The organism is Alterinioella sp. (assembly GCF_058343375.1).
The window spans coordinates 1-13,496 of sequence record NZ_JBTUJH010000051.1 but is presented as its reverse complement, the minus strand read 5'-3'; the positions used below and the strand labels follow the sequence as shown (position 1 = coordinate 13,496).

10 protein-coding genes and 1 pseudogene are annotated in these 13,496 nt (G+C 60.1%); 6 read left to right on the top strand and 5 right to left on the bottom strand.

Annotated elements, in window-relative coordinates:
• The 5 genes from ACW8PS_RS08090 to ACW8PS_RS08070 all read right to left on the bottom strand — a co-directional run.
• Positions 1-809 (bottom strand): ABC transporter permease (locus ACW8PS_RS08090; RefSeq protein WP_491526845.1); only part of this gene is annotated, 809 nt, incomplete at its 3' end.
• Positions 802-1,812, bottom strand: a complete 1,011-nt coding sequence (locus tag ACW8PS_RS08085; protein WP_491526844.1) for an ABC transporter permease — start codon at positions 1,810-1,812, stop codon at positions 802-804. The genes ACW8PS_RS08090 and ACW8PS_RS08085, both read right to left, overlap by 8 nt.
• A gap of 102 nt (positions 1,813-1,914) precedes the next feature.
• A complete protein-coding gene (locus tag ACW8PS_RS08080; protein WP_491526843.1) occupies positions 1,915-3,630 on the bottom strand; it encodes a peptide ABC transporter substrate-binding protein in 1,716 nt (571 codons plus the stop codon).
• 47 nt (positions 3,631-3,677) lie between these two features.
• Positions 3,678-4,685, bottom strand: coding sequence for an ABC transporter ATP-binding protein (locus ACW8PS_RS08075; RefSeq protein ID WP_491526842.1), 1,008 nt, complete (start codon positions 4,683-4,685; stop codon positions 3,678-3,680).
• Positions 4,678-5,685 carry an ABC transporter ATP-binding protein gene (locus ACW8PS_RS08070; RefSeq protein WP_491526841.1) on the bottom strand — a complete coding sequence of 336 codons (1,008 nt, stop codon included), beginning with the start codon at positions 5,683-5,685 and terminating at the stop codon, positions 4,678-4,680. Before ACW8PS_RS08070 ends, ACW8PS_RS08075 begins: the two co-directional genes overlap by 8 nt.
• 217 nt (positions 5,686-5,902) lie before the next feature.
• Here ACW8PS_RS08070 and argE point away from each other — a divergent pair, with 217 nt between their 5' ends.
• The 6 genes and pseudogenes from argE (at position 5,903) to ACW8PS_RS08040 (ending at position 13,358) form a co-directional block, all read left to right on the top strand.
• On the top strand, positions 5,903-7,066 hold the full coding sequence (gene argE / locus ACW8PS_RS08065) for an acetylornithine deacetylase (RefSeq protein ID WP_491526840.1): 1,164 nt from the start codon (positions 5,903-5,905) through the stop codon (positions 7,064-7,066).
• A complete protein-coding gene (locus ACW8PS_RS08060) occupies positions 7,063-8,406 on the top strand; it encodes an NAD(P)/FAD-dependent oxidoreductase (RefSeq protein WP_491526839.1) in 1,344 nt (447 codons plus the stop codon). The genes argE and ACW8PS_RS08060 overlap by 4 nt, the downstream gene beginning before the upstream one ends.
• Before the next feature lie 68 nt (positions 8,407-8,474).
• A complete protein-coding gene (locus tag ACW8PS_RS08055; protein WP_491526838.1) occupies positions 8,475-9,638 on the top strand; it encodes a M20 aminoacylase family protein in 1,164 nt (387 codons plus the stop codon).
• Positions 9,639-10,066: 428 nt separating this feature from the next.
• A pseudogene (locus tag ACW8PS_RS08050) lies at positions 10,067-10,153 on the top strand (ATP-binding protein); the annotation flags it as partial.
• A 371-nt stretch (positions 10,154-10,524) separates the two neighbouring features.
• Positions 10,525-12,699, top strand: a complete 2,175-nt coding sequence (locus ACW8PS_RS08045) for a YjbH domain-containing protein (RefSeq protein WP_491526836.1) — start codon at positions 10,525-10,527, stop codon at positions 12,697-12,699.
• Positions 12,696-13,358: a YjbF family lipoprotein gene (locus tag ACW8PS_RS08040; RefSeq protein WP_491526835.1), complete on the top strand. Its 663-nt coding sequence runs from the start codon at positions 12,696-12,698 to the stop codon at positions 13,356-13,358. The genes ACW8PS_RS08045 and ACW8PS_RS08040 overlap by 4 nt, the downstream gene beginning before the upstream one ends.
• Positions 13,359-13,496 lie beyond the last annotated feature (138 nt).

Sequence of the window (13,496 nt, the reverse complement as noted above, 5' to 3'; positions counted from 1 at the left end):
TTGCGTTGCAGCCAGTCGGTGCCATCGAACAGCAGCCGCCCCCAGGTCGGGTAATCCGACGGAAAGCCAAGCCCCAGAAAGGAAAGCGCGCTTTCGGTGATGATCGCGTTGGCAATGCCAAGCGTGGCCGACACCATGATCGGCGACATCACATTGGGCAGAATATGGCGCAGGATCATCCGGTGCGGCGGCGTGCCGATGGATCGGGCGGCCAGCACGAACTCGCGCTCCTTCAGCGCCAGCACATCGCCGCGCACGATCCGCGCCGCCTGCATCCAGCTGGTGATGCCGATGACAAAGACGATCAGGATGAAGATGCCGTTTTCCGGCCCGAATGCCGACCGCAGCGTGTCGCGAAACAACATGATGATGACCAGCAACAGCGGCAATAGCGGCAGCGCCAGAAACAGATCGGTCAGGCGCATCAGGATACCATCGAGCCGTTTGAAATAGCCCGCCACCACCCCGATCAACGTGCCAAGCACAAGGCTCAGCGCCATCGCGGTCAGGCCCACGGCAATCGAGGTGCGCCCGCCCGCCATCATTCGGGCGAACATGTCGCGACCCAATTGATCGGTGCCTATCGGATGCGCCAGGGACGCGCCGGAATTGCGCGCGCGAATGTCGATATAGGTGGCGTCCAGCGGCCAGAAATACGGGCCGACATAGACGAAAAGCAGGATGAAAACGAAGAACCCGGCCCCCATCAGCGCGCCTTTATGGGTCTTGAACTGGTCCCAGACATCCCACCATTGGTTGCGGGGGGGGCGATAGCCCTGCTGTTCGTTCACATTGGGCAGATCAGTCATAGCGGATCCTCGGGTCAAGCACGCCATACAGGACGTCTGCAATCAGGTTGAAAAAGACAATCAGCACCGCAAAGATAAAGGTCAGGGTCTGCACGGTCGGGATGTCGCCGCTCTGGATCGCGACAATCAACAGCTGGCCCAGCCCGTTCACCTTGAACACCTGCTCGGTGATGATGGCCCCGCCAAAAACCTGCGGCACGCCAAGCGCAATCACCGTGACCACCGGGATCATCGAATTGCGCAGCACATGGACCAGCACCACCACCTTCTCGGTCAACCCCTTGGCGCGCGCGGTGCGCACGTAATCCTGGTTCAGATTGTCCAGCATCGAGGCGCGCATGAAACGGCTGATCTGGCTGGCATTGAACAGGCCCAGCACCATCACCGGCATGATGATCTGTTTCAGTTGCAGCACGAAACTGTCCCAATCCGTCACCACAAGCGTGGTGTCATAGACCGATGGAAACCAGCCAAGCTGGACCGAAAAGATCACGATGAAAAGGACGCCGGTGAAAAAGGTCGGCACCGAAAAACCCAGCATCGAGATGAAGGTGCCGATCTGGTCGAACCAGCTATATTGGCGATAGGCCGAGATCACCCCGATCGGCACCGCAATCACGATGCCCACGATATAGGAAGTGCCGACCACCCACAGCGTCTGCGGCATGCGCTGCGCGATCAGATCCACCACCGGGCTGCGCGTCTGCCATGAAATGACCCGGGTGCGATCCTCGCCGCCCAGATCCCAGCCGGTGACGTTTTCCAGAAAATTCAGCGGCTCGGTATAGAAAAACTGCTGCAACCACAGCGCAAATCGGACCGGCATCGGCTCATCCAGGCCAAGGGCTGCACGAATATCGGCCCGCACTTCGGGCGGAATGGTCAGTGGCAGGCTGGCGGTCGGGTCAGACGGGGCCAGATCAAGGATCAGGAAAATGATCAGACTGATGAACAGAAGCGTCGGTATTGCCATCAGCAATCGACGGAGCGTGAAGGTCAGCATGGGCGCCTCGGTTCAGAAGTCTTTTGGTGATTGGGGGGGATACCCGCACCCCCGGGCCACATACGGGCCGGGGGTGCGGGCGGTGTCAGATCATGTCAGCAATCAGTCGGCGCGCGACCATTCCTGAATGTTCCACAGCTCAGTGTCCCAATCGGACATGCGCACACCCTCCAGGGTGTTGGCATGGGCCGACACACCGCCACGGTGAATAAGCGGGATGATCGAATAGCTTTGCATCAGCATATCGTTCATCTCACGGGCCAGGCGGCCGCGTTCTTCCAGCGATGCGGTCTGGCTCATCTCGGTGACCATTGCGTCATAGGTTGGATCACAGAACCGCTGGATGTTGGCACCTTGCCACTGGCTGTCGGGGCCCGGGATTTCCGAGCAACGCCAGTTGGCCATGTAAGCCTCGGGATCAACACCGGAATAGTTGTTCGTATACATTTCGATATCTGCATAGAACTTCTGGAATGTATCCGGGCTGGAAGGGTCGCCGCCAAAGAAGACCGACGCGTCGATATTGCGCAGCTCGACCTCGATGCCGATTTCTTCCCACCACTGCTTGATCAGCGCCTGGGTGTCCTGACGCACGGCATTGGTCGAGGTCTGGTAAAGCACGCTCAGACGGACGCCATCGCGTTCACGCACGCCGTCGCCGTCTTCATCGACCCAACCGGCAGCCTCCAGAATTGCGGCGGCACCTTCCAGATCCTGCACCAGGCAGCCATCATTGGCGGTCGAGGCATAGGCGGCAGGTGCGGGCAGCACGTTACAGGTCGGCTGTCCGCCGGCCCCATAGCCAATCTCGACCAGCAGCGCCCGGTCGATGGCCATCGACATGGCCTGACCCACGGCCCGATCGGTCAGGAACGGGTGCGGCCCGCCTTCAACGGTCGAGCGCATGTCACCCAGAGCCGGATCCGGGTTGGTCTGGTTCAGGTGCAGACGTTCGACCGAAGTGCCAAAAGCGGTGACCACGGTGCCAAGGCCGCTGGCTTCCATTTCGGACAGAATGGTCGGGTCGATCTGCAGGTTCCAGGCATAGTCGAACTCACCCGTTTCCAGAACCGAGCGCGCCGCCGAAGCCGCGTCGCCGCCACCTTTGAAGACCACCGTTGCAAAGGCCGGCTGGCCCGCCACGCGGTAGTTTTCATTGGCGGCAAAGGTGATCACGTCATTGGGGCGAAATTCGGTCACCACAAACGGGCCGGTGCCGATCGGGCCAAAATTGGCCTCGGTGCATTCCGGTGCTCTGGCACCCAGGCAATCGGCAAACTGTGCCGCCTGAATGATCGGGCTCTCGGCCCCGACAAAGGCGGTGTAGGGGAACGGCTTGGGGGCCGCGAAGGTGATCAGGATCGTGCGATCATCCACTGCTTCCACGCTTTGCACGCCGTCAAAATTCGAAGCCTGCGCACAGCCGCCTTCGGGGTTGGTGCAATATTCCCAGGTGAACACGGCATCGGCCGCGGTCAGGGGCGTGCCGTCGGACCAGACGATGCCTTCTGACAGAATCCAGGTGATCGTGGTCAGATCTTCCGAAACACCGCCGTTCTCAACGGTGGGAATCTCGTCAACCAGACGCGGGATCAGCGCCCCGGTATCATCGAAACCGGCCAGCGGTTCCAGCACCAGAGAGGCCGATTCAACCTCTTTCGTGCCACCCGAAAGATAGGGGTTCAGGGTTGATGGCGCTTGCCAGTAGATGATGTTGAGCTGGCCGTCTTCGCCACGTTCCCCCTGATCGGCGAGGGCCGCTGCCGGGGTCAGTGCGAACGCAATCGCCGCCCCGAGCATAATATGTTTCAACTTCATGTCTCTCTCCTTGTTGGTTCGCTCTTGTTGCCTCTATCGCCGCCGGTTCAGCCGGTGGTCCGGGTATCGTTGAAGAGGTGGCAGGCCACGAAGCGGCCTGGTGTGATTTCCCGAAATTCGGGTTCGTCGCGTTTGCAGATGTCCATCACGCTTGGGCATCGGGTGCAGAAATTGCAGCCCGTGGGCGGGTTCGACGGGCTTGGCACATCGCCTTGCAGGATAACACGGTTGGCGTCGTCATGGGCCACCGGATCGGGTTCCGGCACCGCCGAAAGCAGCGCTTTGGTATAGGGGTGGTGCGGAGTTTGATACAGCCCGTCCCGCGGGGCCAGTTCGACGATCTTGCCCAGATACATCACCGCCACGCGATCCGCGATATGGCGCACCATGGACAGGTCGTGGCTGATGAACAGATATGTCAGACCGAATTCCTGTTGCAGATCTTCCAGCAGATTCACCACCTGCGCCTGAATCGAGACATCGAGTGCGGCAATCGGTTCGTCGCAGACAATGAATTTGGGGTTCAGCGCCAGCGCCCGCGCAATGCCGATGCGCTGCCGCTGACCGCCGGAAAACTCATGCGGATAGCGGTTTGCGAAATCACGGTTCAGCCCGACGGCATCCATCAGCTCATAGATCCGCACCAGCCGTTCCGCGGCGCTCTTTCTGGTGTGCTCGCGCAGCGGTTCGCCGATGATATCGGCCACGGTCATGCGCGGGTTCAGGCTGGCCTGCGGGTCCTGAAACACCATCTGCATGATCGGGCGCATCTTGCGCAGCTCGGCCTGGCTGGCTTCGGCAATCTCGCGCCCGTCAATCTCTATGGTGCCGGCCGTGGGTTCATACAGCCGCAGCACGGCCCGACCGCAGGTCGATTTTCCGCAGCCCGATTCTCCGACCAGGCCCAGAGTTTCGCCCTCGAAAATATCAAAACTGACATCATCGACGGCCTTTACATCGCCGGTATGGCGGCGCAGCACGCCGGTATGGATCGGGAAATACATCTTCAGCCCGACGACCGAGACCAGCTTTTTCTGTTTGGTCATGTCAAACATCGCGCGGCCCGCCGGTATCGGGATCCCAGAAACAGGCCACATCATGGCCGCCACCGACGCTGATCCGCCTGGGGTTTTCCTGGCCACAGCGCGCCATCGCCTGGCCGCAGCGCTGGCGGAACGGGCAGGCGGTGGGCTGACCGCTCAGCATCGGGGGCTGGCCGTCGATGACCTCAAGCCGGTCGGCCCGCGCGCCGCGCACACGCGGCACGGTTTGCAGCAAGGCGCGGGTATAGGGGTGTTTCGGGTTGGCGAACAATTCGCGCACCGGGGCCTGTTCGACAACTTGCCCGCCATACATCACCATCACCCGATCGGCGATGCCCGCAATCACGCCCAGATCATGCGTGATCCAGACGATCGCCATGCCCAATTTGCGGCGCAGATCATGCACCAGCTCGAGGATCTGCGCCTGAATGGTGACATCCAGCGCCGTGGTGGGTTCATCCGCAATCAGCACTTCGGGGTCACAGGCCAGCGCAATGGCAATCATCACCCGCTGCCGCATGCCGCCGGAAAACTGGTGCGGATAATCCTTCAGCCGCCGCGCCGCATCGGGAATGCCGACCAGTTCCAGCAGGTCAATGGTGCGTGTGCGGGCCTGCGATTTGCTCATGCCCATATGTTTGCGCAAGGGTTCCATCACCTGAAACCCGATGTTGAAAACCGGGTTCAGCGAGGTCATCGGATCCTGAAAAATGAATCCGATCCGGGCCCCGCGAATGGCGCGCAGTTCCTCATCTGTCGCTCTCAGCAGATCCTGACCGCCAAACATGACATGGCCGTTGCGCACTTCGGCCGGGGGCATCGGCAACAGGCCAATCAGCGACATCATGGTCACCGATTTGCCAGACCCGCTTTCGCCGACAACGCCAAGCAGTTCACCCGCATCCAGGTGGAAACTCACATTATTGACCGCGTGAACCTCGCCACCGCGGGTTTTGAATACAGTTTTGAGGTCCTTGACATCAAGGACACAGGGCTTTGCCCCATCTAGCATCTGAAGACGCCTCACCGGTTGGACATGCCCCGCCTCTGTTGGGCGGGTGCAGCAATTGCGGTAACGGTAACAGGATTTCCGCATCCCGCAAGGCGTTTGAAATTCAGGTGACGCAGCGTCCGGTTTTTCACGCAATTTGAGGGGATTGGCAGCGCGTGGGCTTGACGGGTCGGGGGGGCCAAGCGCAGGTTCGGCCTATTGACCCGAGGAGCCCCCAATGCCATCCGACATGACTTCGCGCCAGATATTGGAAAAGCTGGTGTCTTTTCCAACTGTTAGCAGCGAAAGCAACCTCGATCTGGTCGATTGGGTCGAAACCTATCTGACCGATCTGGGGGCCATCTGCCACCGCGATTACAGCGAGGATGGGCAGAAGGCGAGCCTCTATGCCCATATCGGCCCCGAGATCGAGGGCGGTGTCATTTTGTCGGGTCATACCGACGTTGTGCCGGTCGAAGGCCAGAACTGGAGCAGCGATCCTTTCAGCGTCGTGGAGAAAGACGGCAAGCTCTTTGGCCGCGGCACCTGTGACATGAAGGGCTTTGACGCCCTGGCCCTGTCGCTGGCCGCCCGCGCCGCGCGCGCGACCCTGACCCGGCCCCTGCAGATATGTCTCAGCCGGGACGAGGAAATTGGCTGTGTCGGCGCGCCTGCGATGATCCGGGCGATGCAGGGCAAACTGCCCAAAGCGGCCCTGGCGATCATCGGCGAGCCCTCGATGATGCAGGCGGTGACCGGCCATAAGGGCGGCATCGGGTTCAACACCCATATGCGCGGCTTCGAGGTCCATTCCTCGCTGATCGACCGCGGCGTGTCGGCGGTGATGGAGGCGGCCAAGCTGATCGATTGGGCCAACAAGATGAATGTGGAAAACCGGGATCGTGGCAGCAGCGGGGCCGATGCGCTGTTCGACCCACCCTATACCACGCTGCATGTCGGCAAGATCGCCGGCGGCACGGCCCATAACATCACCGCCAAGGATTGCCATTTCCTGCTGTCGTTTCGCTGCGTGCCCGGCGATGATGCCGAGGCCTGGGGCCAACGCTATGTCGATCAGGTGCGCAAGCTGGAAGCCCGGATGCAGGCGATTCATCCGTCCTGTTTCATCGCGCTGTCGCCAAGCTGGAACGTTCCCGGCCTGCGACCCGAGGAAAACGGTGCCGCCGAAGCGCTGGCGCGCCGCCTGACCGGCGATAACGCGACCCATGTGGTCAGCTATGGCACCGAGGCCGGGCAGTTTCAGGCCGAAGGCTATTCCGCCGTGGTCTGCGGCCCCGGCAATATCGCGCAGGCACATCAACCCGATGAGTATATCGAGATTGCGCAATTCGAGGCCGGTGAGGCCTTCATGAACCGGTTGCTGGACACGCTGACGGAATGACCGGTTTTCCGATTGGTTTGCACCGGCCGGCCGAACATCCCGGCCCGCCGCCTGCCAGCGCCGATGTCGTGATCATCGGGGCCGGCATTATCGGTGTGATGAGCGCCTGGTATCTGGCCGAACGGGGCCTGCGCGTGGTGGTGGTCGAAAAAGGCCGGGTGGCGGGCGAACAGAGCAGCCGCAACTGGGGCTGGATCCGCCAGATGGGCCGCGACCCGGCTGAATTGCCGATCATGATGCAGGCCGCGCGGCTATGGCGTGACCTGCAATCCGAAACCGGCGAAGATCTGGGCCTCGTGCAATGCGGGCTGACCTATCTGGCGCGCGATCAGGCCGCGCTGGCACGGTTTCAGCGCTGGCTGGACGCGGTGGCGGGGTCCGGGGTCGATAGCAGGCTTTTGTCGGCAGATGAAACGCGCGCCCTGATGCCGGGTTGCGACATGCCGGTGGTGGGCGGGATGCATACGGCCTCTGATATGCGGGCCGAGCCCTGGGTCGCGGTGCCCGCATTGGCGCGCGCGGCCATCGCCAAGGGCGCGGTGATCGTGGAAAACTGCGCCGCGCGGGTGTTGGATGTGCAGGCCGGGCGGGTATCGGGGCTCTGGACCGAAGCGGGCCATATCGCGGCCCCCGAGGTGCTGGTGGCCGGTGGCGCGTGGTCGGCGCTGTTTCTGCGCCGACATGGCATCACCTTGCCGCAGCTTTCGGTGCGCGCCTCGGCCCTGGCCACGGGGCCCCTACCCGAATCTCATGCCGGCGGGGCCGCTGATGACAGGCTCTCGTTTTGCCGCCGGCCGGATGGCGGCTATACGCTGGCCCCATCGCAATCGCATGATTTCTGGGTTGGCCCCGATGCTTTTCGCCACTTTCGCGCCTACCTGCCGCAATTGCGCCTGGACCCTTTCGGGCGGCGCTACCGGGCCATGGCCCCCAGGGGCTTTCCCGATGCCTGGGGCACCAGACGGAGCTGGCGCGCCGATGAGGAAACCCCGTTCGAGCGGATGCGCGTGCTGGATCCCGCGCCCGACATGACCCGTCTGAACAGGGCGCAGCGCCGCTTTGCACAGGCCTGCCCCGGTCTTGGCCCGGTATCCCGGCACGCGGCCTGGGCCGGCATGATCGACGTGCTGCCCGATGAGGTGCCGGTTGTGGATCGCGCGCCCTTGTCCGGCCTCAGCATCTGCACCGGCATGTGCGGCCATGGCTTTGGCATCGGCCCCGGTTTCGGTCGTATCATGGCCGATCTGATCACCGGAACCGCCCCCGGCCATGACCTTGGCCGGTTTCGCCTGTCCCGGTTTTCCGATGGCACGCGCCTGCAAACCGGCCCCCATGCCTGACCGCTCTTGCAGCCGCCGCCCGGATCGGTCAGGATTTGCGCAATCCCCAATACCCGAAAGGCCCCGCCATGCCCGTCAAGAACCGTTTTGCCGAATTGCTGCCCGAAATCACCGAGTGGCGTCGCGACATCCACGAAAACCCCGAAATCCTGTTTGACACGCACCGGACCTCGGCACTGGTGGCGGAAAAGCTGACCGCGTTCGGCTGTGACGAGATCGTGACCGGCCTGGGGCGCACTGGAGTTGTCGGCCTGATCAAGGGCAAAACCGACAGCGCCGGTAAAGTGATCGGATTGCGCGCCGATATGGATGCCTTGCCGATCCATGAGGCGACCGGGCTGGACTATGCCTCCAAGACACCCGGCGCGATGCATGCCTGCGGCCATGACGGACATACCGCCATGCTGTTGGGGGCTGCCAAATACCTGGCCGAGACGCGCAATTTCGACGGCACGGTTGCGGTCATCTTTCAGCCCGCCGAAGAAGGCGGCGGCGGTGGCAAGGAGATGTGCGATGACGGCATCATGGACCGGTTCGGGATTCAGGAGGTCTATGGCATGCATAACTGGCCGGGCCGCCCGGTGGGCAGCTTTTCGATCCGGGCGGGGTCATTTTTTGCCGCGGCCGATCAGTTCGACATCCATGTAACGGGCCAAGGTGGCCATGCTGCCAAACCGCAGGAAACCGTGGATACGACCGTGGTGGCCAGCCAGATCGTGATCGCGCTGCAAACCATTGCCAGCCGCAATGTGGACCCGGTGAAACAGGTCGTGGTTTCGGTCACCAGTTTCGAGACCGGATCGACCGCGCATAACGTCATCCCCGAAACGGTGCATCTGAAAGGCACCGTGCGCTCGCTGGATGGTGCGGTGCAGGATCTGGCCGAGGAGCGGCTGAAAGCCATCGTCGACCTGACGGCACGGGCCTATGGCGCAACCGCCGAGATTGATTACCGGCGCGGCTATCCGGTGATGGTCAATTCAGAGGAACAGACCGAGTTTGCGGCCGATGTCGCAAGCGCCGTTGCAGGCTCCTGCGACGAAGCGCCTCTGATCATGGGGGGCGAAGATTTCGCTTTCATGCTGGAGGAACGCCCCGGGGCCTATATCCTGGTCGGCAATGGCGACACCGCAATGGTCCACCATCCGAAATACAATTTCAACGACGAGGCGATCCCGGCGGGGTGTTCCTGGTGGGCCGAAATTGTGGAGCGCCGGATGCCGGCAGCGTAAGGCTGCTTCGCCGCGCGCTCCGCGCGCGTCGACCCAGGCCCGCGGTCTGCATCACGACCCTCCTTCATTGCGAATTGCCATGGATGCGTGTCGATGGTCCGGATGCGCTAAAATCGTCGCGCCGGTCGAGGGACCTGCGCCGTGAGTATTTGGACAAAGAAGAAGATGTTTGGCCCTGTCAGTCATCTTTGCGCCTGAAATATCCTGGGGGTGCTGTCATGTTCTCCTTTTTCTATGTAAAATCAGTGCCTATCACCTGAAAGTTGATGCAATACTTCGTTTGCACTCCCAAAAACTCCAAGTGTCACACGACTGCTCCTATCGCGCGGAGCGACTCCAGCGGGGGCACCGGCCCTATGTGGTTTTGTCCCGGTTTGGTTCCGGTCTCTTTCGCGCGATGTTTGCTATGAAGGAGAGGTAATCCCCCCTTGGAACAGGAAAAGGCCCAAGGCAAAGCCGGGAAAATCGCTGAGGCGATGGTCAAGACAGACCTCGTGATCCTGGACGAGCTGGGATAGATAGGTGCCGTTCAGTCCGAAAGCCGTGCCGTCCCCACCACCGGGACCAGAAATCACGCTCAACTCGCAGGCCAGAAGCCCAGACATCGGCACGATGCGTCCAAGAGGCTTGATCGATGTGCGAAGTGGCGTCAGTGTGACAGGCGCAGCCGTCTACTTGGTGAATGTCGGGTAAAAGAATTCAGGGCCGCTGACCTATTTCACCAGCGGAACGTCTACGTAGGTCCGGCGATAGCCAACATCAAGGAGGGATTGTTGCTTGCCGGAAACAAGGCTCAGGAAAAGGAGAGCGGCGCAGTTCGCCATTTTGAATGCGCTCGCGATCTGCGATAACTTGGGCGAAAGAGTTGGTTTGGAGCATTTGATTAATGCGGTTTTCGATTCGGGGTGCTCTGGGCAAGTTGGTATGCCTCTTCGGGTTGGTTGGCTTGGCCGCTCCCGGTACCGCACAAACCAGCGTTGAGGAGGGCGCTCGAGCCGCGACGCTCAATGCATTTGGGCTGCCGGGGCTTATCGATATGCCCAGCGCTTTTGCGATGCCCGACGCGGATCTGGCCACCACAGTCTCGAGCTTTGCGGGGCAGACCCGCGGAACGCTGAGTTTCCAGATCACGCCGAGGCTGACGGGAAGTTTCCGTTATGTCGGGTTAAGGGGTTTTTTGCCAGGGCCTGGGACCCCTGCGTCAGACTTCGTCCTATATGACCGGAGTTTTGACCTCAACTTCCAACTGCTCGAAGAGCAGGGAATATGGCCAGCCCTCGCGGTCGGGTTGCGCGATTTTGGCGGAACGGGCATCTACGGGTCTGAGTATATCGTCGCCAGTCGATATTTTGGAGCCCGGGATCAGGTTGCCGCGACTATTGGGCTGGGATGGGGGCGACTTGGCAGCCGGGGCGGGTTTGCCAATCCTCTGGGTGCCATTGACGCGCGCTTTGAAACCCGCCCGACGGATCGAACGAGCACTGGTGGCACCTTTAACACGAGTAGTTGGTTCCGAGGCGACGCGGCCTTCTTTGGTGGTATTGAGTGGCGTCCCAATGAACGACTGGCATTTCAGCTTGAGTACTCGTCAGATGCTTATGTCTCTGAGCAGGGCGATGGACTCTTCAGAGCACAAAGCCCAATGAATATAGGGATGACTTACCAGTTCGGGAACAATACCATTCTTGGCCTCCGGTACCTGTACGGATCCGAGTTGGGTGTCTCACTGTCGTTTGCGTTGAATCCGACACGACCGGCCGTTCCAGGTGGGCTCGACGCGATGCCGGTTCCCATTGCGGTCCGCGATGTCAGTTCTGAGCCCTATTCTCAAGAGTGGATTGAGGTTGAAACAGCGCCTGCCACCCTGTTTCAGCTCTTGTCGCAGCTTCTCAGCGCCGAAGGGCTGATCCTGCGTCATCTCGCGTTTGATGCGGACCGGGCCCGTGTTCAAATCGAAAACCGTCGGTACGAGTATGAGGCACAGGCCCTAGGCCGTGTCGCCCGCCTTCTCACGGTGGGATTGCCACCCTCAGTGGAGCAATTCGAAATCGTATTCCTTGTCGAAGGCATTCCCGCCTCTGCGGTCATTCTGCAGCGCACCGATCTGGAAGAACTGGAGCATAACGCAGACGGAACATTTCTCTCTTTTGGTCGTGCGATCATTACAGACGCCGCAGAAGACGACCCGCCTAGTGCAAGAACAGCGTCCCTTTCCTACCCGATCTTCGATTGGAGTTTGGGGCCTTACTTGGAAACCGCTTTATTCGATCCGGTTAGCCCATACAGGTATGGAGTGGGGCTTGAGGTAGGAGCAAGGCTAGAGGTTTCTCCGGGTTTAGTCCTGAGTGGCGTGGTCCAAGCGAGAATTTTTGGCAATATTGGTGAATCGACACGGGTATCCGATTCGATCCTTCCACATGTCAGGTCGGACTCAAATATTTACGACAGGGAGGGCGAGTACTCACTTCAGCAGTTAACCCTTGAGTACTTTGCACGACCTGCCCCCGACTACTATACGCGTGTCTCGATCGGCTATCTGGAAACAATGTTTGCCGGGGTTTCGGCGGAACTCCTTTGGCAACCCGTGGACAGTCGCCTCGGTTTAGGGCTTGAACTAAACCAAGTGTGGCAGAGGGATTTTGATCAACTATTCGGCTTGAGGGATTACTCGATAACGGCGGGGCACATGTCCGTCTACTACCAGCTTGGTCAAGGATATGAAGTGCAAGTCGACGTAGGTCGGTACCTAGCCGGCGACTGGGGTGCCACCATAAACCTAGACCGGACTTTCAGCAACGGATGGAGCGTCGGTGCTTTTGCCACTTTCACCGATGTAAGTTCAGAGGATTTCGGCGAAGGATCTTTCGATAAGGGTATTCGTTTAGGCATCCCACTGGGCTGGTTCCTCGGCACGGCATCTCGCAGTCAGCAGCAAGTAACAGTGCGGCCGATTCTGCGTGATGGTGGCGCACGCCTCAATGTCCCGAATCGTCTTTACGATATGGTCCGTGATTACCAACGGCCCAGTCTTGACGAGAGTTGGGCACGGATGTGGCGATGACTTTTAAAAGTATTCTGACTGGCATATTTGCTGTTTCGCTTCTCGCTTCGTGTGGGACCCGGGACGTAGGCGCTAATCTTATCCGCTCGGCGACACAAACAATAATTCCATCCGGAGCGCCGGCACCAGCCCCCCGAGACATCTTAACTCGGGACATAATCGATGAAGCCGGTGTTTCTTTGATACTGGTCGATGTGCCTTCTCGATCTGCTTCCGCAACCATGCTGGCGGCCGGAAGCAATGGAAATTTCACGACATGGATAGGCGCAGACGGGGTCGGACTGGTCACAATCGAGCCTGGTGTGTTGACATCAACGCGTGGCTATGGGGGGGACATCCTGAGTTCAGACGTTTCCCAAGTAACGTCAGCTCTGTTGTCGTCGGCACAGACGACGTCCACACGATCAATGCGCTTTATCGACGGCGAAAATCGCGATTATTCAAGGACCTATACTTGCGAGTACTCGGACCCGGAAAATGCCATTATCGAAATTTTTGACACTCGACGACGAACCCAGCGCATCGTTGAAAGATGTAGGGCGTCCGATCATTCATTTGAAAATGAATACTGGATCGATTCGGATGGCTTGCTCTGGCGATCAGTTCAGTTCGCCGGATCATATATCGGGTATCTGGTTATCGAAAGGCTACACAACTAAGGAACCTCTGAAAAACCTCGGCAATTTGGTGTGATCTGATAGGCTCGGGTAGAACGAACCTGGAGCCTGCGGATGCCCAAACAGATGACTTTTGCCTCTCTTGCCCATGCCACCAAGAAGAAGGTGACACGGCGAGAG